Here is an 18922-nt window from a genome sequence, read left to right on the forward strand (position 1 = left end):
GCTCTCCTTGTCAGTGGTGCAAGGGCTTGCCGGCAGCCTGGCCGGTGGTGGCCGGGTGCAGGGCATGCTCCAGCTTGCTGGTGTCGTAGTAGGCGCGCAATGAAGCGACTTTATTGTCGCGCATCTTGAAGACGTGGACGAACGGATTCTCGTAGGCGATACCCGTGCTGCGGGCAATCCAGCTCGAGTCGCCGGTCACCACCACGGTATCGCCTTCCTGCACCATGGTCTTCGGTTCGAGGTAAGTGCACTGCGTGGTCTCATTCAACTTCACGAAGAATTCGGCTATCTGCTGCTTGCCTTGATAGCTGCCACCTATGGGCAGGTAGTCGGAGTCGGGATTGATCATCTCCGCATCGTCGTTATAGCGTTCGAGCAGGCCTTTCAGGTCGCCTGCCGCGAATAGCTTGTAGCCTTCACTGATGAACTTTTTGGTGTCCATGACATCCCCCAAACACCGGCACCTGCAGCGGCATGCCGCAGGCTGCCGATCAGATAAGCCTAGTACGCAGGGGGCAGATGTCAAGCTCAGCGCGGGGCGCCGAATACCTGGGTCCAGTAGGCTGCCGGGCGCTTGCCCTGGCGGATGGCGACGCCGGCGCCGAACTCGGTGAAGCGCGGGTTCATCAGGTTCAAGCAATGGCCGGGACTGTTGATCCAGCCGGCCACGGCCTCCGTCGCACTGGACTGGCCGCGCGAAATGTTTTCGCCGATATGGCGCCAGCGGTAGCCTTGCGCTTCGGCGCGCTGTGACACCTCGTTGCCCTGCTTGTTCTTATGGGCGAAGTAGCCTTGCTGCGCCATGTCCTGGCTGTGGGCCAGGGCGGCCGCTGCCAGGTCCTTGTTCCAGGCCAGCGCCGGCGCAGCGTCCATCCAGGTGTCGCCGCATTGGCGCGCCTGGGCGCGCGCCGCATTAGTCGCCCTGAAGACCTCCCGCGCTGCATCGGCCATATCGGGCAGCAGCATCAGCGGGTTCGGCGCCGGCACCGCCAGCACGATGGTCCATTCATTGCCTGAGCGGTGGGCGCCGATCTCGCGATAGCGCGCGCTGCCCAGCGTGGCGCAATACGAGTCGCGCAGGGCCTCGAAGGCGCTGCGCGCGTCTGCGGGGCCCTCCACATTGACCGCGTCGGCGACTTCCGGGTCGTAGCCGGCGCTGTCCAGCGCCGCCAGCAGGATCATGCCGGGCCGCAGCGCGATGCGCGACAGTACCGGCTTTGGCGCCAGCACCGCTACGGCGGGGCGCTGCTTGCCCTGGCAGGCGGCCGGCGCGGCACGCCAGGCGTTGACCATCGCCACAAGTTGTTCGGCATCGCCGGCATGGGCAGGCGGCAGCAGCGTGGCGAGCGCGGTTGCGAGAATAGCAAGTCTCTTCATGCAGGCACTATACGCGCTCTGCTAAACTTGCGGGCAACAAAGGAGTGTGACAATGGTTTCATTGCAAGAACAATTGATGAAGGCTGGCCTGGTCGACAAGAAGAAGGTCAACAAGGTGCAGCAGGAAAAGTCCAAGCAGCACAAGGAAGAACTGCGCAGCGGCACCAAGGCCGTGGACCAGACGCGCGAGGCGGCCCTGGAGCAGCAGCGCAAGAATGCCGAGCGTGCGCGCGAGCTGAACGCGGCGCGCGACGCGGCTGCCACCCAGAAGGCTATCCTGGCCCAGGTGGTCCAGATGGTGCAGCAGCACCGCCAGCCGAAAGGCAACGGCGATGTCGCCTACAACTTCACCATCGGCAGCAAGATCGAGCGCATTTACGTATCGGATAAGGTGCAGCAGCACCTGGTCAACGGCCGCCTGGTGATCGTGGTGCTGGACGGCGTGGCCGAACTGGTGCCGAAAGTGGTGGGCGAAAAGATCGCTGAACGCGCGCCGGAAGTGGTGGTGGCGGTCAAAAAGGCCGCCAGCGAGCAGCCGGCGGAAGACGATCCTTACGCCGACTACAAGATCCCGGACGACTTTACCTGGTAAGCAGCACCCCGGCTTCGGCGGACACGGTGAAAGGCACCGTCGCGCCGCCATAGCCGGCCCAGTTGCGCAAATCGAAGCTGCCGCCGCCCGACATGCGCTGTCCCTGCAGGTTCAGGTAGGTCAAGGGCTGCTTTGGCTTGCACACTTGCGGCAGGCCGACCGATTGCAGGAAGGTGACCGAGCCCGTGCCCACGCGCGTGCCCTTGCCGTCTTCCACCAGCAGCGCCGTTTCCACGTCCACCCCGATGCCGCGCGCCATGCCGGCCCAGCCATCATTGACGATGCGGGCGATGAAGGCCACCAGGCGACCCATGCGGTCGCGCGTGTCGAAGTGGGCGTCGGTAATCACGCTGCCCAGGTCGGGCAGCAGCAGGAAGTCGCGCTCAAGCGTCATGCGTTTGTCGTAGGGATTGGCCAGTGCTTCAGCCGAGGTGATGCTGCCGTTCAGTGCCGCAAAGCCGAAGCGCCCCATCAGGGCCAGGCCGGCGCTGGTGCCGCCGATCGGGATCTTGCGCCCGGCCAGTTCCTGGATCGCAGCCTGCACTGGCGTGCCCTGCCAGAAGTTGATGTAGTCCGACTGGTCGCCGCCGGCGATGAACAGTTCTTCCGCATTGCGGATGCGTTCGGCCACGAAGGGATCGTTGGCGGCATCGCGGCTCGGGATCACCAGCGTTTCCACCGATTGTGCCCCGCCCATGGCGAAGATATAGGGGTTGTAGGCGTCGGTGCCGCGGCTGCGGATCACCACGAAGTTGCCGCCGCCGCCTTTCTGGATCATCCAGGCAAAGACGGCATCGACGTCCGGCCCGCCACCCATCAGCACCAGGCTGGGTTTTTTAGGCTGCGGCAGGACGACGTTGGTGGGATCGCCCACCGCGTAATACTGGTAAGGCTTGCCGGCGTGGGCGGGTGCTGCCAGCGCGGCGGCCAGCAGCAGGAAGACAGCAGACAGGCGGTGGAGGCGTGGCATAGCGATGCTCCCGGGCTGGTGGAAACCTGCCCAGCCATTGTACGCCCGTCACTTGCAGGAATTTAGCTGCGGGCTGGAATATTCAGGCCGCGCGCCACAGCCGGGCGGTCGAGGAAGGCGGCCAGCACGCGGCGCACGTTGGCGAATTTCTCGAAGCCCACCAGGTCGCCGGCGCCGTAGTATTCCACCAGGTTGCGCACCCACGGGAAGATCGCAATATCGGCGATGGTGAACTGCTCGCCCATGATCCACTTGCGGCCTTGCAGGCGCTGCTCCAGCACGCCGAGCAGGCGCGCCGATTCGTTGATGTAGCGGTCGCGCGGGCGCTTGTCTTCGTATTCCTTGCCGGCGAACTTGTGGAAGAAGCCCACCTGGCCGAACATCGGGCCGATGCCGCCCATCTGGAACATCACCCACTGGATGGTTTCGTAGCGCGCGGCCGCGTCCTGCGGCATCAGCTTGCCGGTTTTCTCGGCCAGGTAAAGCAGGATGGCGCCCGATTCGAACAGCGGCAGCGGCTGGCCGCCAGGACCGTCCGGGTCGATGATGGCCGGGATCTTGTTGTTCGGGTTAAGCGACAGGAACTCCGGCGACATCTGGTCGTTGCTGTCGAAGCTGACCAGGTGCGGCTCGTAAGCGAGGCCGGTTTCTTCCAGCATGATCGATACCTTGACGCCGTTCGGCGTGGGCAGGGAATACAGCTGCAGGCGTTCAGGATGTTGGGCGGGCCATTTGGCGTTGATGGGAAAGTCGGTAATGCCAGTCATGCTCAATCTCTCGCGGTTGGACAATGAACCGCGATTATGGGGCAATCCGGTTTTTCATGCCCAAGCCGGGTTATTATTGTCAAGCAATTAACTTTGCGTATACCGATAACTAGGAGACAAGATGAGACAGCATGTTTTATCCCGTATTCTGACGTTGGTCCCGTTCGCGCTGCTGGCGGCCTGCGGCAGCAGCAGCGACGATCCCCCCGCGGCGCCCACTCCCCCACCGATTACCGGCACCACCTATGTCGCATCGATCCGCTATACCTCCTACGGCGTGCCGCACGTCAAGGCGGAGACTTTCAAGGGAGCCGGCTATGGCTACGGCTACGCCTTCGCCAAGGAGAACATCTGCCTGTACGCAGAAGAACTGGTGACCCTGCACGGCGAGCGCGCGAGATACTTCGGCGGCGCCGGCGGCTATCTGGGCCAGTTGGGCGATACCTTCGGCAATATCGATTCCGATTTCTTCTACAAGCTGCAGTTCACGCCGGCGCTGGCGGCCAAGATCAAGGCCGCCTCCAGCCAGGATGCGCAAGACCTCACCGCCGGTTTCGTGGCCGGCTACAACCGCTACCTGAAGGAGACTCCGCTGGCCAGCCTGCCGGCAGCCTGCAACAACGCCGCCTGGGTGCAGCCGATGACGGAGGACGATGCCTACCTGCGCTTCGCCCAGGCCGCGATGGCCGGCAGTTCGCTGGCCTTCATCAAGCAGATCGGTTCCGCGCAGCCGCCGAAAACCGCCACGGCCGCGCTGCTCAAGCGCAGCAAGCCGCGCCTGCTGGCCGCCTCCGATTACGCCAATTCCTCGATTGCAAAAGGCTTGCAGGCCATCCAGGAGCACACCATCGGCTCCAACGGCTTCGGGCTGGGCAAGGACGTGACGCAGTCCGGCAAGGGCATGGTGTTCGGCAACCCGCACTTCCCGTGGTGGGGCGCGTTGCGCCTGAACCAGCTGCACCTGACCGTCACCGGCAAAGGTTACGACGTGTACGGCGCCACGCTGCTTGGCGTGCCGCTGCCGCTGATCGGCTTTAACGACAAGGTGGCGTGGACCCACACCTTCTCCACCGACAACCGCTTCACGTTGCGCTACCTGGCGCTCGACCCGAGCAGCCCGACCCGCTACATCAAGGACGGCAAGCCGGTGGCGATGACGGCGGTGCCGCTGACCATCAGCGTCAAGGGCGCCGACGGCGCGCTCACCTCGCTGTCGCGCACCCTGTACACCACCGAGTTCGGCCCGATGCTGATGGACAGCTCCTTCGCCTGGGGCACAACGTCGGCGTTTGCGATCCAGGACGCGAACCTGGCCAACCATAAGCTGATCGACCAGGTCATCCTGAACGGCAAGTCCACCAGCGTGGACAGCCTGCGCACGGCGGCGGCAACCCATGTCGCCATGCCGTGGGTGAACACCATGGCCGCCGACAAGGCCGGCGATACCCTGTACGGCGACTTCTCGGTGGCGGCCAACGTGCAAGATGCCCAACTGGCCGGCTGCGTTCCCGGTGCGGCGCAAGGCGCGCCATTCCAGGACATCATGGCCACCACCGGCGTGGTGGTGATGGCGGGGACGACCTCGGCCTGCGACTGGTCGGGCGCGATCGGCGCCGCCCAGCGGCCCTGGGTCAAGCGCAGCGACTACATCCTGAACGCCAACGACAGTCACTGGTGGCCGTCCGCCAGCACCTTCCTCACCGGTTATCCGAAGATCATCGCCACCGGCCCGAATGTGGAAGGCGCGCCGCAGAACAACCGCACCCGTACCGGCCACGCCATCGTGCGTGACCGCCTGGCCAGTGCCGACGGACTGCCGGGCAACCGCTTCACCATGGCCAACCTGCAGCAGATTTACTTGCAGGCACGCTTCTTCAAGGCGCAGAAATGGCTGCCGGAATTCACCGCCGCCTGCCTGGCTTCCAGCACCGCCACGGCGGCGGCCAAGGATGCCTGCACTGTGCTGCAAGCATGGGACAAGACCCATGCGCCAGGCAGCGCCGGCGCCATCCTGTTCTTTGAGCTGTATGCAGCGCTGGGCGAACTGAATGCGGCTTCGTGGTGGAGCGTGCCGTACAACCCGGCCGACCCGCTGGAGACGCCGCGCGGCGCCGCAGGCATCGCCGCCGCCATGGCGAAGCTGGAGGCGCTGGTCGCCAGCAGCCAGTTCGATACCGCAGCCAAGCGCCGCACCCGCCCGGAAGAAGTGCAAACCCTTTCGCGCCCCGACGGCAGCCTGGCCGTGCCGGGCGGACGCTATACCTTCATGAACTGGCGCGGCGTGAAGAACCAGATCTATCCCGGCATCTGGATCTACACGGCCGATTCGAAAACCAACGCCGGCGCCTACGGCAACAGCTATATCCAGTTCGTCACCTGGGACGATAGCGGGCCGGTAGCGGAAGGCATCCTGACCTACAGCCAGTCCTCCAACCCGGACAGCCCGCATTTCAATGACGAGACCAAGCTGTACGTGAAAGGCCAGTGGATCAAGCTGCCCTATACCGAGGCCCAGATCACTGCCGACCCGGGCTACAAGCTGGTTGAGATATCAGAGTGAATCTCTTTACCCTGATTGGCCAGGCGGCTCCCATGGATTAAAAACGGAGACGCCTGCCGCTTGGTAAGGAGCCATGTCGCGGGACGCCACAATGAAGTTGTGCGATGCGGCAATCGCAGCGATATAGCCGTCCGGTGTGGGAAATCCACGCCCGGCGGATTTTGCTGCTGCGGCCAGTTCCGCATAATGCCGGGCGGCCTCGATATCGAAGGCAAGGATGCGGCCCCTGAACAGGTCGACCAGACCGTCCAACGCTGCGGTCAACGCTTCCTTGCGCCGGCCGGTCGGGAGTGCACGAATGCCCTAAAGCAGTTCGGCCAGCGTAATGCTTGACAGGTAAAGGGTTTCGGCCGCCTGGTTATCCAGCCAGGCCTTGACAGCGGGATGTGGTGCCGCTTTCATTGCTTCGGAAACCACATTGGTGTCGAGGACGATCATTCGAACGTCAATGGCTCGGCAGGTTTGCTGTCACGGGCTTGAGCTATGGTTTCGATGTCCTTGTCTGTAATGCCGATTTCGCGGCCGAGTGCAGACAAGGCTTCGCCCATGCGGATTCGCGTTTCCGGTTTTACTGCGCTGGCCAGAATTTCCCGCACTTCAGCCTCGGTGCTGCGCCCATTTCCGGCGGCACGCACCCGGAGCGCCCGGTGGACTTCATCGGGAAGGTTGCGAATTGTTAACATTGCCATCGAATCCCTCCGACAAATGCTGTGGATGCATTCATCCTAAACAGATGAATGCAAGCTAGCAAGCGCCGATTGCAATGAATTACGCGGCTCGGCGCGCGGCGCGGCAGGCTTCGAGCTGGGTGCGCAGCTCGGCGGCTTCTGCCAGGTAGTTGTCGCGCGCCGTGGTGGCGCCGACCAGCTCCATTTCCGCCGCCAGCTTGGCGTCGGACAGCGTGGCCGCGATGGCGACGCTGCGTTCGAGCTGGCCGCGCAGGTCGGCGATCTGGGCATCCTTGCCTTCGATCGCCAGTTGGTCCTTGGCCTTGCCGACCAGGGCGTCCGCCGCGATATTGCGGGCGTTGCGCAATTCCCCGTTCAGGCGCGTGATCTGGTCTTCGTTTTCTTCCAGCGTGGCGTGGGCGGCTGCCAATTGCGCACGCAGTTCTTCGATCTCGCTGCGCAGGGGGCTGCCCGCTTCCTGGGCGGCTTGCTGCACCCAGTGGCTCAGCGCCGCCTTGACCGATTCGGGGATTTCGAGTTGGGGGATGTCGTGCTCTGCCATGTCCGGCTCCGGTGAGGTGTCCACAATCCAGACACGATACCCCTCGATTTGCCGCAGGGCAATGGATGAAAGGAAACTGAAAGCTCCTGTTTGTTACCCTGAAATTTGCTTCTTGGTAACAAGCCAGGGCTAACAATAATAGGGAGACAATCATGGGCTGGTTCTACCACCTGAAGATCGGGAAGAAGCTGCTATGCGCGTTCAGCCTGGTCATCGCCTTCACCTGCGTGATGGGGCTGTTCTCCATCGTCGAGCTGGTCAAGGTCAGCAAGTCCTCGACCGACATCGCCACCAACTGGCTGCCGGCAGTACGCTACGTGGGGCAGGTGCAGACCTCGCTGGCCCGCTACCGCATTTCCGAGGCCAGCCACATCCTGGTGGATGAAGGCGAGGAAATGAGCACCATCGAAAAATCGATGGCCGGCCGCCTGGACACCATGCGCAAGCAACAGGAATCGCTGGCCGCGCTGGTGACCGATGCCGAAGAGTCACGCATTTACGCCGACCTGAAACAGGACATCGATGCCTACCTGGCGCAGAGCGCAAAATTGGCCGCGCTGTCGCGAGCCGGCAACAAGGACGAAGCGCGCTTGCTGTTCCGTGGTGCTTCCAACAAGATTTACCGCAAGCTCAATGAGCAGTTCGAAGCGCTGTCGAAATATAACGACGAAGGCAGCAGCGGCGCCGAAAAAGCTGCAGCGGAACGCTTCGACATGTCGCGCAAGCTGATCATCGGCATGCTGGCCGCGCTGCTGGTGGCGGGCGTGCTGCTGGCGCTGTGGGTGGCGCGCATCGTGGCGGCGCCTTTGAATGAGGCCGTGGCGGTGGCGCAGCGCGTAGCGGGCGGCGACCTGAGCGCCAGCATCAAAGTCGAATCACGCGATGAGACAGGCGCGCTGATGCAATCGCTGCGCGAGATGAACGATAGCCTGGCGCACGTTGTGGGCCAGGTGCGCGGCGGCACCGATGCCATTGCCACCGCCTCGGCGCAGATCGCCAGCGGCAACCTGGACCTGTCGGCCCGCACCGAGAGCCAGGCCAGCTCGCTGGAAGAGACCGCATCGGCCATGGAGGAGCTGACCTCCACTGTGCGCCAGAACGCCGACAACGCGCGCGAAGCCAAGCAGCTCGCGCAGTCGGCATGGAACGTGGCCAGCGATGGCGGCAAGGTGGTGCAGCAGGTGATCCTGACGATGGAAAACATCAGCGCCGCCTCCGGCAAGATCGTCGACATCATCGCGGTCATCGACGGCATTGCGTTCCAGACCAACATCCTGGCTCTGAATGCGGCGGTGGAAGCGGCGCGTGCCGGCGAGCAGGGACGCGGTTTTGCCGTCGTCGCATCGGAAGTGCGCAACCTGGCCCAGCGCAGCGCCTCGGCGGCCAGGCAGATCAAGCAATTAATCGACGACTCCGCGCGCGAGGTGAATACCGGCACCCGGCTGGTGCAGCAGGCCGGCAGCACCATGGAACAGGTACTGGCCAGCGTGCGCCGCGTCAGCGACGTGGTGGCGGAGATCTCGGTCGCCAGCGCCGAGCAAAGCACCGGCATCGATGAAGTCAACCGCGCCATCGGCCAGATGGACGAAGTGACGCAGCAGAACGCCGCCCTGGTCGAACAGGCCGCTGCTGCAGCCGGAGCGCTGCAGGAGCAGGCCGACCAGCTGGCGGGGGTGGTCAGCCAGTTCCGCCTGGCCGGCATGCCGGGCCGGCAGCTGGCGCTGCGCTAGGCGCCTCCCTGCATAATGAAAACCACCTTCGGGTGGTTTTTTTTGTTTTTCGGGAACGCAGGCGCAACGCGCGACATCCAATGTCTTGAAAACAGCCAGAAACGGGGAAGCCCATGAACGACCTAGCCGCATTCGAACAGCTGATGCGCCGCCATAACCGCGCGCTTTACCGCACCGCGCGCAGCATCGTGAAGGACGATGCGGAAGCCGAGGACGTGCTGCAGGAAGCCTACCTGCTGGCTTTCCGCGCGATGGCGGACTTTCGCGGCGAAGCCAGCATGTCGACCTGGCTGACCCGCATCGTGATCAATGAAGCCATCGGCCGCACGCGCCGCCGCAGCGCCGAGATCATCCCGCTTGACGTGGAGGACACAATGGACGAACACCAGGAACGACCGGAGCAAGCCTTGCTGCGCAGCGAGGCGCGGCGCCTGATCGAGCGCAAGATCGATGGCCTGCCCGACAGCTTCCGCACGGTGTTCGTGCTGCGCGCCTTGGAAGAGATGACGGTGGAGGAAACCGCCGCCTGTCTCGCCATCCCGGAAGCGACTGTGCGCACGCGCTATTTCCGCGCCCGCGGCCTGCTGCGTGAAGCCTTGTCGCGCGAACTCGATGTCGCGCTGGAAGATGCGTTTGCCTTCGACGGCGCACGCTGCGACCGCATCGTTGCCAACGTTCTCGAACGGCTGAAAAACTGACCACCCACCACAAGGAGAAAACCATGTCCTTCCTGATTTCCCTCGACGACGCTGCACAGGGCACGCGCCGTTCCTTCCTCTCCAGATCGGGCCTGCTGCTGTCCGGCGCGGCCGTGGCGTTGCTGGCGGGCGAAGACGCGCTGGCCGCCAAAGGCGACAAATCGTCCGACGAAGACGTGCGCATCCTGAACACGGCGCTCGGCGCCGAACTGGAAGCGATTGCCGCTTACCAGCTGGGCGCGGAAAGCGGCCTGCTGCAAAAGCCGGTTCTCGACCTGGCGGTGACCTTCCAGGGCCACCATAAGGAGCATGCCGACATCCTCGCCAAAACGATCGGCAGGCTGGGAGGAAAGGCCGTTAGCGCCAAGGCGAAATATACCTTCCCGACCGAGAACCTGAAATCGCAGGCGGACGTGCTGCGCTTTGCGGCGGCGCTGGAGAAGGGCGCCGTCAGCGCCTACCTGGGCGCCGTGCCGCTGTTCGGCAACCGCGAGCTGGCCAAGGCGGCCGCCAGCATCCTCGGCGACGAGGCGATGCACTGGGCGGTGCTGCGCAACGCCCTCGGCGAAGCGCCGGTGCCGTCGGCCTTCATGTCATGAAAACCCCGCTTGCCGCACTGGCGCTGGCAGCGTGCAGCGCCACCACGCAGGCCGCGCCGGCTGCCAGCGTGGCCGCTGGCAAGGTGGTCTACGAGCGCTGCCTCGCTTGCCACGCGCTGGCCTACGACCGCACCGGGCCGCGCCATTGCGGCCTGTTCGGCCGCCGCGCCGGCAGCCTTGCAGGATTCCCGTATTCGCAGGCGATGCGGCGCTCGCGCATCGTCTGGAACGAGCAGACACTCAACCTGTTCCTGGCCGATCCGCTGAAGACCGTGCCCGGCACGAGCATGGGCTATGCAGGCGTCAAGGACGACGCCGAGCGCGCCGACCTGATCGCTTACCTGAAGCAGGCTTGCCGATAAACTTGTCCATGGCTTGTTTTGCGGTATCCTCGTTGGATGACCGATGCTTTAGCGCGCCTGCCGGAGCTGTTACTGGACGCCGTCTTCATGGTGGACGAGGGCGGACGCATCGTGTTCGTCAACCCGGCCTGCCGAGCGATCTTCGGCTACGCGCCGGAAGAAATGATCGGCCGCATCATCCTCGACTTCATCCATCCGGATGACAAGGACAGGACCGTGGCTGAAATGGGACATGTGCTGAACGGCCGTCCAGGCCTCGGCTTCGAGAACCGCTACCTGCGCAAGGATGGCAGCGTGGTCCACATCATGTGGACCGCGCGCTGGTCGCCCGAAGACCGCTTGCGCATCGGCGTGGCGCGCGAGATCAGCGAGCGCAAGCTTGCCGAGCAGCGCCAGGCCGGCATGCTGGCGCTGGCCACGGCCGCCCATGGCGCCGACAGCCTGCCCGAACTGTTCCGCAGCTTCGACCAGATCCTGCAAGGCTTGCTGCCCTTGCGCGGCATGGTGGCCGTGTTGCAGCCGGGCGAGCGGCTGGCCTATGCCAGCACGCCGGAACGGGCCGCGCGGCCCGACGCGACAGGCTGGCACCACGTCACCTTGTCGGGTTCCGGCATCGCGTTCGGCGAATTGCGGCTCGACCTGGGCCAGCACGGCGCGCTGTCGGCGAGGGAAATCGATCTGCTGGAATTTACTGCCGGCCAGGCCGGCGCCGTCATCGAAAGGCTGGCGCTGCATGCCGACCTGGCCCACGCCGCGCGCTACGACGAGCTGACCGGTCTGCCGAACCGGCGCCTGTTCCAGGACCGCATCCTGTCCGCCATTGCGCGCTGCCGGCGCGGCCAGTCGCGCGGTGCGCTGCTGTTCATCGACCTCGACGACTTCAAGCAGGTCAACGACCAGCATGGCCATGTGGTGGGCGACCAGCTCTTGCATGCCATTGCCCGCCGCATCACGTCCTGCGTGCGTGAATCCGATACGGTGGCGCGCATCGGCGGCGACGAATTTGTCGCCCTGCTGGAAAACGTGGCCGGCCATGCGCAGGCGGAAGCCCTGGCCAGCAAGATCCGGCAAGTGATTGCCACGCCCCTGGTGCTGGCCGGCCGCACCCTGCAGCCACACGCCAGCATTGGCATTGCCCTGTATCCCGAACACGGGGAAGTCATCGACCAGCTCATGCGCCATGCCGACCAGGCCATGTATGTGGCGAAAGCCGCGCGCAAGGCCGCGGCGGCCAGTTAGCGAAAGCACTCGCCGGCCCGGTCGGGCTGGTACAGCACTTCCAGTACGCGCACCGTTGACAACTGGCCATCGGGGCGCGGCCAGTGGATCGTATCGCCTGTTGACAGGCCCAGCAGGGCCGCGCCGATCGGTGTCAGTATGGAAATGGCGTCCGGCACCTGCGCCATGTCCCTCGGATAGGCCAGCGTCAGGCAATGCGCCTCGCCCGAGCCGTCAATGGCGAAGCGGACGGTGGAATTCATCGTCACAACGTCAGGCGGCATGTCCTCCGGTGCGCGGATATCGGCGCGTGCCAGCTCGTCCAGCAGGGCGGGACCGATGCCGGCCAGAGCTTCAATGCTCTCGGCGTCGAGTGATGAAATGGTGATATTGGGTTGCATGCGGAATTCTCCTGGTTTTCGGTTCAGCTTGTTGAGGGAAGCGGAGCGGCTCGGCGGGGTGGCGGTGGCCGGAACAATCCGGTCCGGACCCGACCGAGCCTAGGAAAGCCAGGTGGTGACAGGTGTGCGCGATGCGCTCCCGTGCAGGGAAGCAGCGCTGCAGCGTCCTGGGAAGGGGGCCTTGATCATCATGTCAGCGAGTATAGCGCGTTGTGCTGGCTGAAAAGAGCATGCCCCCGCAACTGGGCTGGGTTATCATAATGGACTCGGCCGGGCGCATGAATTCAATGTCCGGCAATTTGCATTAAAGTATCTTGCTGTGCCATTAAATAAGAGTGAATTGTAATAGGGCATTTGCCGGACGCTTTTATTCACTAGAATTGCGGATGTCTGTAATTTCAATTTGTTCAGGCTGTGAAATGGAGGAAAGTTGGTGACCCAACTTTGTATGGAAAACGTTGGTGCACCGCTGGGGACGAAGCGTGTGGACCCTAAAGTGGCGATCCTGTTGGGCACCTTTTGCGGCCAACAGTATCTCGCGGAACAGCTCCGTTCATTTGAATCCCAAACCCATTCAAATTGGGAGGTCTGGACATCGGACGATGGCTCGACAGATGATACCCTGGCGATTCTCGAACGTTTCAGGGGCGCGTGGCCTGCTGGGCGATTGTCGATTCATGCGGGCCCGGCTAAAGGATTTGTTTCAAACTTTCTGGCCTTAACTTGCAATGCAAAGATTCAGGCGGATTATTACGCATATTCGGACCAGGACGATATCTGGGAATTAGATAAACTCGAACGCGCCCTGCGGTGGCTTGAAGGCGTTCCGGCCAATGTTCCAGCCCTGTATTGTGCACGCACCAGGCTAATCGATTCCAATAACCGGGAAATTGGACTGTCTCCGTCATTTGGTAACCCTCGCTTTGCCAATGCATTAGTGCAAAGCATTGCCGGCGGTAATACTATGGTTTTCAATAATGCTGCCCGCTCATTGCTCATGCGGGCAGGTGCGCAACTGCCAGTAGTATTCCATGACTGGTGGGTCTATTTGGCGGTGACGGGATGCGGCGGCGAGGTTTTTTACGACCCGGTTCCTACGTTGCGTTACCGGCAACATGGGGCAAACGTGATAGGGGTAAATTCAAGCTGGGGGGCGCGCCTTCAACGCTTGCGAAAATTTTTGCAGGGGCAGCATCGGAAGTGGTACGAGGACAATATTGCAGCGCTTAGGAAGCTGGAAGACCAGCTAACGCCAGAGAACAGGAAAATATTGAGCCATTTCGCCAAAGCTCGAAAAAAAGGCTTAATTTCACGCCTGATTCACCTCAGCCACAGCGGAGTAAGGCGACAAACTTGGCTGGGCAATATTGCACTGTTTGCTGCGGTCTTCTTTAAAAAACTCTAACCTGACGGCGCAATTTAATGAACATACTCGTGACAGGCGGCGCCGGCTATATTGGATCCCATACCTGCGTGGAACTGCTGGCCGCCGGGCACACGATTGTTGTATTTGATAATTTCAGCAATAGCCATCCGGAATCCCTGACCCGCATCGAACGTATCACGGGGCAGCGCCCCATCCTGGTTGAAGGAGACATCCGCGACCAGACCGCCATTGAGCGGGCCTTGCGCCAACATCGGTGCGACGCGGTCATCCATTTTGCCGGTCTGAAGGCGGTCGGCGAATCAGTAGAAAAGCCACTTGCGTACTACGACTGCAATATTGTCGGTAGCCATCGCCTGTTGTCAGCAATGCAGGCTTGCGGAGTTCACACCCTGGTTTTCAGCTCCTCGGCGACCGTCTACGGCGAGCCCCAGCGCTTGCCGCTTACTGAAGATCATCCACTGTCCGCGACCAATCCTTACGGCCGCAGCAAGCTGTTTGTTGAAGACATGCTGCGCGACCTGTATCGTGCTGACCCGAGCTGGGGGATTGCCCTCCTGCGTTATTTTAATCCGGTCGGTGCCCATGAAAGCGGCCTGATTGGCGAGAATCCACAAGGCATCCCCAACAATCTAATGCCTTTCGTAGCCCAGGTCGCGGTGGGCAGGCGCGAATACCTGAATGTCTGGGGTAACGATTATCCGACCAGCGACGGCACCGGCGTGCGGGACTATATCCACGTGGTGGATCTTGCAATCGGGCACCTGAAAGCCTTGCAACGACTCAATACGCCCCAGTGTTTGGAAATCAACCTGGGCACAGGAAATGGTTACAGTGTCCTAGAGGTAGTACGTGCCTTCGAGCGCGCCAGTGGTCAGACCGTTCCGTATCGCATTTCTCCGCGTCGTTCGGGGGATGTAGCGGAATGCTACGCCGACCCAGCGCGGGCCGAGCGCGATCTGGGGTGGAAGGCGGAGCGTGGGCTCGAAATAATGTGCCGCGACCATTGGAACTGGCAAATGCGAAATCCGAACGGCTACGAATGAAAACGGGTAACTGCCGCGTTTAGGCGGGCAGATTCTAAAACGGTGGGCTGAAACCCAAATGCTATAATATTGGCCAATTTTTAAGTCCGCTAGAAAATTATTATTTGGATTCAAGTAATGAATCACATCAAAAAAGCTGTATTCCCAATTGCGGGGCTAGGAACCCGCTTCCTTCCCGCCACCAAGGCATCGGCTAAAGAAATGCTGCCGGTAGTTGATAAACCACTGATTCAATATGCAGTGGAGGAAGCCTATGCTGCCGGGATTCGTCACATGATTTTCGTGACAGGTCGTACCAAGCGCAGCGTGGAAGATCATTTTGATACTGCCTACGAACTGGAGAATGAGCTGGAGCTGGCGGGCAAGACCGAGCTGCTCAATACTGCCCGCAGCATCGCACCGGAGGATATGGTGTGCACCTATGTTCGTCAGCCCCGCGCCCTAGGGCTCGGCCACGCTGTGTTGTGCTCTAAAGAACTCGTCGGCCATGAACCGTTTGCAGTCCTGCTGGCCGACGACCTGATGGTGGGCAAGCCATCGATCATGGCGCAGATGGTTGAACAGTTTTCCGATTGGGGAGCCAGTATTCTCGCCGTGCAAGATGTGCCGCGGGAAGAAACGAAGCGTTACGGGATCGTTAGCGCTGAAGAGGTCACGCAAGACATCGTCAATGTGACTGGAATTGTGGAAAAGCCTAACGCGGAGGTGGCGCCAAGCACGCTCGCAGTTGCGGGGCGCTATATCCTGACGCCAGGGATTTTCAAGGAACTCGAGAATCTTCCGCGCGGGGTGGGCGGCGAGATCCAACTGACGGACGGCATCGCGAATCTCTTGCGCCGCGAAAAAGTGTTTGCCTACCGCTATAAAGGCGCACGTTACGACTGCGGCAGTAAGTTGGGATTTTTGCAAGCCACTGTTGATTTGGGTGCGAGACATGATGAAATTGGCGCCGAGTTTTCAGAGTGGCTGCAGCGGCGCAGATAGTGCCGTGCTGCTGCTGGCTAAGCGGAATTGGCTTGAACTTCTATTCAGCCGCAATTAGGGCACCCGCCTCTCCCTGGCTTCGCACAACGCCGCGATCACGACACCCTAACTCGGCCCGGTCTTGGGCATGGCCGGGTGCAATCAATATATGCAGAAGAAATTAACCCTCTCGATCGTCAGTCACGGTCATCGCGTCCACGTGGCGAACTTGTTGCAGCATTTGGCAAGACTAGGTCGGAGCGATTTTGAAGTCATCCTCACGCTGAACCTGCCTGAGCCTGTGGAACTCGACGGCCTGCCTTTCCCAGTACGGCTGATTCAGAATCCGACGCCGAAAGGCTTTGGCGCCAATCACAACGCAGCATTTCTTGAAAGCGTTGGCGCCTATTTTGTCATCCTGAATCCGGATATCGAGTTGCCGGAAGACCCTTTCGAGCCATTGCTCGAGTTGGCACAAAGGGATTCCCTGAATATCTGTGCCCCGGTAATTCTCGATGCCGAAGGCCGGGTCGAGGACAGTGCACGCAATTTTCCGACACCCTACAGTCTTTTCAAGCGCCTGTTATGTCGATTACTGGGGCGTCCAATTATTGCCGATACCCTCAGGCAGGATGAGGACACCTTGCTGCCGGATTGGGTGGCGGGTATGTTTGTGATGGTGCCACGCGACCTCTACCAACGGCTGGGCGGTTTCAATGACGCCTATTTCTTGTACTTTGAAGATGTCGACTTCGGGGCCCGGGCTCGTCTGGCAGGCTGCCATATCTTGGTATGTAAGCACGCGCGTGTGATCCACAAGGCCCAGCGCGACAGCCATCGGCGTTTGCGTTTCATGTGGTGGCACGTGCAAAGTGCTGCGAAATTCTTCACTTCCCCCGCCTATCTGCGCGTCTTATGGTGGCGCCAGGCCAAGCCTGGATAAGTTGGTAACTAAGACGTAATTTGTGTTTCAGAAGTTGCGCGATGGGTAAAACGGAAGGGCGGGTTTTACCATATGCGGTAGAATTATCGTTTGCCCGAATGGTAAGTGTTTACTTATAACTTGTTTTAGAGGAAGTTGCGATGATTTTAGTTACGGGTGGTGCGGGCTTTATCGGGGCCAATTTTGTGCTGGACTGGCTGGCGCAATCGGATGAAGCCTTGGTCAACCTCGACATCCTGAGCTACGCCGGCAACCGCGAGACGCTAGCTGCCCTGGAGGGCGATGCGCGCCACATTTTTGTGCAAGGCGACATTGGCGATGCGGCCCTAGTGGCGCGCTTGCTGGCCGAGCACCGGCCGCGCGCCATCGTGAATTTTGCCGCCGAAAGCCACGTCGACCGCTCGATCCATGGCCCGGAAGCTTTCATCCAGACCAATATCGTCGGTACTTTCCACCTGCTGGAGGCGGTACGCGCCTACTGGGGCAGCCTGGAAGGCGAGGACAAGGCCAATTTCCGATTTCTGCATGTGTCGACGGACGAGGTGTACGGTTCGCTGGGCAAACAGGATCCGGCATTCACGGAAACCAATCGTTATGAGCCGAACAGCCCGTATTCGGCCAGCAAGGCGGCCAGCGACCACCTGGTGCGCGCCTACCACCATACCTACGGCTTGCCGGTGCTGACCACGAATTGCTCGAACAATTACGGCCCTTACCACTTCCCGGAAAAGCTGATTCCACTGGTGATTCACAACGCGCTGGCTGGCAAGCCGCTGCCGATTTATGGCGATGGTCAGCAAATCCGCGACTGGCTGTACGTCAAGGACCACTGCAGCGCCATCCGCCGCGTGCTGGAAGCGGGCGTGCCGGGCGAAACGTATAACGTCGGTGGCTGGAACGAAAAAGCCAACCTGGATGTCGTACATACGCTGTGCGCCATCCTGGATGAACTGCAACCGCGCACTGACGGGCAGTCTTACCGGACCCAGGTCACCTTCGTCAAGGATCGCCCTGGCCATGACAAGCGCTACGCCATCGATGCCAGCAAGCTGGAACGTGAACTGGGCTGGCGCCCGGTCGAGACGTTCGAGAGCGGCATCCGCAAGACCGTGCAATGGTACCTGGCGAACCAGCCCTGGGTGCAGAACGTTATCAGTGGCAACTACCGCAACTGGATCGAGAAGCAATACGCATGAAGATCCTGCTGATCGGTAAAAATGGCCAGGTCGGGCAGGAATTGCAGCGAACCTTGTTGCCATTGGGTGAATTGGTAGCGTTAGGCCGCGACGGGCTTGACCTGGGCGACCTCGCGGCCGTCAGGCAAGTGCTGGCGGAGCAGGGCGCCAACGTGGTCGTCAACGCCTCGGCCTACACGGCAGTCGACCGCGCCGAGGCTGACGAAGCCGGTGCCATGGCTGTCAACGCCGCCGCTGTCGGCGCGATGGCGGCGTACGCGCGCGAGCACGGCGCCTTGCTGGTGCATTACTCGACCGACTACGTGTTCGATGGCGACAAGACCGAACCTTATGTGGAAGACGACGCCACCGCGCCGCAAAGCGCCTACGGCCGCAGCAAGCGCGCCGGCGAGGAAGCGATCCTGGCCAGCGGCTGCAAGGCCCTGGTGTTTCGTACCAGCTGGGTGTTTTCGGCCCATGGCGGCAACTTCATCAAGACCATGCTGCGCCTGGCCGGCGAGCGCAATCAATTGAACGTGGTGGCCGACCAGGTCGGCGCGCCGACCTCGGCCGAGTTGATCGCCGACGTCACGGCCCTGGCTGTCGCAGCCTATCGCCGCGGCGCCCTGGCTGACGGCATTTACCACCTGACCGCGGCCGGCGCCACCAGCTGGCACGGCCTGGCCAGCTATGCCATCGGGCGTGCCCGGGAGCGGGGCGCCGCCATCAAGGTGGATGCGTCGCAGATCTGTCCGATCCCGACGGAAGCTTATCCCTTGCCTGCCAAGCGCCCGAAGAATTCCCGCCTTGACACCAGCAAGCTGTCCGGCGCCCTCGACCTGCATCTTCCAGACTGGAAGATTCATGTCGACCGCCTTCTCGACCAACTCCCCTGAACGGAAAACCG

At 61.8% G+C, this 18922-nt stretch carries 20 protein-coding genes and 1 pseudogene; 13 read left to right on the forward strand and 8 right to left on the reverse strand.

All coding sequences use genetic code 11. The features are described 5' to 3' along the window. Window positions 1–10: 10 nt before the first annotated feature. Together ACN9M3_RS05145 and ACN9M3_RS05150 are read right to left on the reverse strand one after the other, a co-directional pair. Complete coding sequence (locus tag ACN9M3_RS05145; RefSeq protein ID WP_426168168.1) at window positions 11–442, reverse strand: nuclear transport factor 2 family protein; 432 nt, start codon at window positions 440–442, stop codon at window positions 11–13. Between the two features lie 86 nt (window positions 443–528). Beyond that, window positions 529–1377, reverse strand: coding sequence for a CAP domain-containing protein (locus tag ACN9M3_RS05150; RefSeq protein ID WP_426168171.1), 849 nt, complete (start codon window positions 1375–1377; stop codon window positions 529–531). A 52-nt stretch (window positions 1378–1429) separates the two neighbouring features. On the opposite strand from ACN9M3_RS05150, the gene ACN9M3_RS05155 reads away from it, so the two are divergent. Beyond that, on the forward strand, window positions 1430–1969 hold the full coding sequence (locus tag ACN9M3_RS05155; RefSeq protein WP_426168174.1) for a DUF2058 domain-containing protein: 540 nt from the start codon (window positions 1430–1432) through the stop codon (window positions 1967–1969). Here ACN9M3_RS05155 and ACN9M3_RS05160 read toward each other — a convergent pair. Both ACN9M3_RS05160 and ACN9M3_RS05165 read right to left on the reverse strand, forming a co-directional pair. Next, window positions 1959–2939: a cyanophycinase gene (locus ACN9M3_RS05160; RefSeq protein WP_426320954.1), complete on the reverse strand. Its 981-nt coding sequence runs from the start codon at window positions 2937–2939 to the stop codon at window positions 1959–1961. The two genes, ACN9M3_RS05155 and ACN9M3_RS05160, sit on opposite strands and share 11 nt — an antisense overlap. Before the next feature lie 62 nt (window positions 2940–3001). Beyond that, window positions 3002–3706, reverse strand: coding sequence for a glutathione S-transferase N-terminal domain-containing protein (locus ACN9M3_RS05165; RefSeq protein ID WP_426168179.1), 705 nt, complete (start codon window positions 3704–3706; stop codon window positions 3002–3004). A gap of 121 nt (window positions 3707–3827) precedes the next feature. Here ACN9M3_RS05165 and ACN9M3_RS05170 point away from each other — a divergent pair, with 121 nt between their 5' ends. Beyond that, window positions 3828–6266, forward strand: coding sequence for a penicillin acylase family protein (locus ACN9M3_RS05170; RefSeq protein WP_426320956.1), 2439 nt, complete (start codon window positions 3828–3830; stop codon window positions 6264–6266). 6 nt (window positions 6267–6272) lie between these two features. On the opposite strand, the pseudogene ACN9M3_RS05175 reads toward ACN9M3_RS05170, so the two are convergent. From ACN9M3_RS05175 to ACN9M3_RS05185, 3 genes and pseudogenes are all read right to left on the reverse strand, one after another. Beyond that, a pseudogene (locus tag ACN9M3_RS05175) lies at window positions 6273–6704 on the reverse strand (type II toxin-antitoxin system VapC family toxin). Further along, window positions 6701–6955: a FitA-like ribbon-helix-helix domain-containing protein gene (locus ACN9M3_RS05180; RefSeq protein ID WP_426168187.1), complete on the reverse strand. Its 255-nt coding sequence runs from the start codon at window positions 6953–6955 to the stop codon at window positions 6701–6703. The pseudogene ACN9M3_RS05175 and the gene ACN9M3_RS05180 overlap by 4 nt, the downstream one beginning before the upstream one ends. Before the next feature lie 79 nt (window positions 6956–7034). Further along, complete coding sequence (locus ACN9M3_RS05185; RefSeq protein ID WP_426320959.1) at window positions 7035–7496, reverse strand: hypothetical protein; 462 nt, start codon at window positions 7494–7496, stop codon at window positions 7035–7037. 152 nt (window positions 7497–7648) lie between these two features. Between ACN9M3_RS05185 and ACN9M3_RS05190 the strand changes: the two genes are divergently transcribed. From ACN9M3_RS05190 to ACN9M3_RS05210, 5 genes are all read left to right on the forward strand, one after another. After that, a complete protein-coding gene (locus ACN9M3_RS05190) occupies window positions 7649–9226 on the forward strand; it encodes a methyl-accepting chemotaxis protein (protein ID WP_426320960.1) in 1578 nt (525 codons plus the stop codon). A 113-nt stretch (window positions 9227–9339) separates the two neighbouring features. Further along, window positions 9340–9924: an RNA polymerase sigma factor gene (locus ACN9M3_RS05195; RefSeq protein WP_426320962.1), complete on the forward strand. Its 585-nt coding sequence runs from the start codon at window positions 9340–9342 to the stop codon at window positions 9922–9924. Between the two features lie 23 nt (window positions 9925–9947). Continuing rightward, on the forward strand, window positions 9948–10523 hold the full coding sequence (locus ACN9M3_RS05200; RefSeq protein WP_426320964.1) for a ferritin-like domain-containing protein: 576 nt from the start codon (window positions 9948–9950) through the stop codon (window positions 10521–10523). Then, on the forward strand, window positions 10520–10885 hold the full coding sequence (locus ACN9M3_RS05205; RefSeq protein WP_426168201.1) for a c-type cytochrome: 366 nt from the start codon (window positions 10520–10522) through the stop codon (window positions 10883–10885). The genes ACN9M3_RS05200 and ACN9M3_RS05205 overlap by 4 nt, the downstream gene beginning before the upstream one ends. 36 nt (window positions 10886–10921) lie before the next feature. Then, a complete protein-coding gene (locus ACN9M3_RS05210) occupies window positions 10922–12124 on the forward strand; it encodes a diguanylate cyclase domain-containing protein (RefSeq protein ID WP_426320966.1) in 1203 nt (400 codons plus the stop codon). Here ACN9M3_RS05210 and rnk read toward each other — a convergent pair. After that, complete coding sequence (gene rnk, locus ACN9M3_RS05215; protein ID WP_426320968.1) at window positions 12121–12504, reverse strand: nucleoside diphosphate kinase regulator; 384 nt, start codon at window positions 12502–12504, stop codon at window positions 12121–12123. The genes ACN9M3_RS05210 and rnk overlap by 4 nt on opposite strands. 448 nt (window positions 12505–12952) lie before the next feature. Between rnk and ACN9M3_RS05220 the strand changes: the two genes are divergently transcribed. The 6 genes from ACN9M3_RS05220 (at window position 12953) to rfbD (ending at window position 18911) form a co-directional block, all read left to right on the forward strand. After that, window positions 12953–13909, forward strand: a complete 957-nt coding sequence (locus tag ACN9M3_RS05220) for a glycosyltransferase family 2 protein (protein WP_426320970.1) — start codon at window positions 12953–12955, stop codon at window positions 13907–13909. A 17-nt stretch (window positions 13910–13926) separates the two neighbouring features. Then, window positions 13927–14934, forward strand: a complete 1008-nt coding sequence (gene galE, locus ACN9M3_RS05225) for a UDP-glucose 4-epimerase GalE (RefSeq protein ID WP_426320972.1) — start codon at window positions 13927–13929, stop codon at window positions 14932–14934. Window positions 14935–15051: 117 nt separating this feature from the next. After that, on the forward strand, window positions 15052–15918 hold the full coding sequence (gene galU, locus ACN9M3_RS05230) for a UTP--glucose-1-phosphate uridylyltransferase GalU (protein WP_426320974.1): 867 nt from the start codon (window positions 15052–15054) through the stop codon (window positions 15916–15918). Between the two features lie 148 nt (window positions 15919–16066). Beyond that, a complete protein-coding gene (locus ACN9M3_RS05235) occupies window positions 16067–16840 on the forward strand; it encodes a glycosyltransferase family 2 protein (RefSeq protein WP_426320976.1) in 774 nt (257 codons plus the stop codon). A gap of 140 nt (window positions 16841–16980) precedes the next feature. Next, on the forward strand, window positions 16981–18036 hold the full coding sequence (gene rfbB / locus ACN9M3_RS05240) for a dTDP-glucose 4,6-dehydratase (RefSeq protein ID WP_426320978.1): 1056 nt from the start codon (window positions 16981–16983) through the stop codon (window positions 18034–18036). Then, window positions 18033–18911, forward strand: coding sequence for a dTDP-4-dehydrorhamnose reductase (gene rfbD / locus ACN9M3_RS05245; RefSeq protein WP_426320980.1), 879 nt, complete (start codon window positions 18033–18035; stop codon window positions 18909–18911). The genes rfbB and rfbD overlap by 4 nt, the downstream gene beginning before the upstream one ends. Window positions 18912–18922: the final 11 nt, after the last annotated feature.

The organism is Pseudoduganella sp. R-43 (genome assembly GCF_049913255.1).
In the GTDB taxonomy this organism is placed as follows: Bacteria; Pseudomonadota; Gammaproteobacteria; order Burkholderiales; family Burkholderiaceae_D; genus Rugamonas.

Excerpts from the sequence above, each read along its gene's own strand:
- ACN9M3_RS05145 (WP_426168168.1), bottom strand. The coding sequence starts at position 442 with ATGGACACCAAAAAGTTCATCAGTGAAGGCTACAAGCTATTCGCGGCA.
- ACN9M3_RS05150 (WP_426168171.1), bottom strand. The coding sequence starts at position 1,377 with ATGAAGAGACTTGCTATTCTCGCAACCGCGCTCGCCACGCTGCTGCCG.
- ACN9M3_RS05155 (WP_426168174.1), top strand. The coding sequence starts at position 1,430 with ATGGTTTCATTGCAAGAACAATTGATGAAGGCTGGCCTGGTCGACAAG.
- ACN9M3_RS05160 (WP_426320954.1), bottom strand. The coding sequence starts at position 2,939 with ATGCCACGCCTCCACCGCCTGTCTGCTGTCTTCCTGCTGCTGGCCGCC.
- ACN9M3_RS05165 (WP_426168179.1), bottom strand. The coding sequence starts at position 3,706 with ATGACTGGCATTACCGACTTTCCCATCAACGCCAAATGGCCCGCCCAA.
- ACN9M3_RS05170 (WP_426320956.1), top strand. The coding sequence starts at position 3,828 with ATGAGACAGCATGTTTTATCCCGTATTCTGACGTTGGTCCCGTTCGCG.
- ACN9M3_RS05180 (WP_426168187.1), bottom strand. The coding sequence starts at position 6,955 with ATGGCAATGTTAACAATTCGCAACCTTCCCGATGAAGTCCACCGGGCG.
- ACN9M3_RS05185 (WP_426320959.1), bottom strand. The coding sequence starts at position 7,496 with ATGGCAGAGCACGACATCCCCCAACTCGAAATCCCCGAATCGGTCAAG.
- ACN9M3_RS05190 (WP_426320960.1), top strand. The coding sequence starts at position 7,649 with ATGGGCTGGTTCTACCACCTGAAGATCGGGAAGAAGCTGCTATGCGCG.
- ACN9M3_RS05195 (WP_426320962.1), top strand. The coding sequence starts at position 9,340 with ATGAACGACCTAGCCGCATTCGAACAGCTGATGCGCCGCCATAACCGC.
- ACN9M3_RS05200 (WP_426320964.1), top strand. The coding sequence starts at position 9,948 with ATGTCCTTCCTGATTTCCCTCGACGACGCTGCACAGGGCACGCGCCGT.
- ACN9M3_RS05205 (WP_426168201.1), top strand. The coding sequence starts at position 10,520 with ATGAAAACCCCGCTTGCCGCACTGGCGCTGGCAGCGTGCAGCGCCACC.
- ACN9M3_RS05210 (WP_426320966.1), top strand. The coding sequence starts at position 10,922 with ATGACCGATGCTTTAGCGCGCCTGCCGGAGCTGTTACTGGACGCCGTC.
- rnk (WP_426320968.1), bottom strand. The coding sequence starts at position 12,504 with ATGCAACCCAATATCACCATTTCATCACTCGACGCCGAGAGCATTGAA.
- ACN9M3_RS05220 (WP_426320970.1), top strand. The coding sequence starts at position 12,953 with ATGGAAAACGTTGGTGCACCGCTGGGGACGAAGCGTGTGGACCCTAAA.
- galE (WP_426320972.1), top strand. The coding sequence starts at position 13,927 with ATGAACATACTCGTGACAGGCGGCGCCGGCTATATTGGATCCCATACC.
- galU (WP_426320974.1), top strand. The coding sequence starts at position 15,052 with ATGAATCACATCAAAAAAGCTGTATTCCCAATTGCGGGGCTAGGAACC.
- ACN9M3_RS05235 (WP_426320976.1), top strand. The coding sequence starts at position 16,067 with ATGCAGAAGAAATTAACCCTCTCGATCGTCAGTCACGGTCATCGCGTC.
- rfbB (WP_426320978.1), top strand. The coding sequence starts at position 16,981 with ATGATTTTAGTTACGGGTGGTGCGGGCTTTATCGGGGCCAATTTTGTG.
- rfbD (WP_426320980.1), top strand. The coding sequence starts at position 18,033 with ATGAAGATCCTGCTGATCGGTAAAAATGGCCAGGTCGGGCAGGAATTG.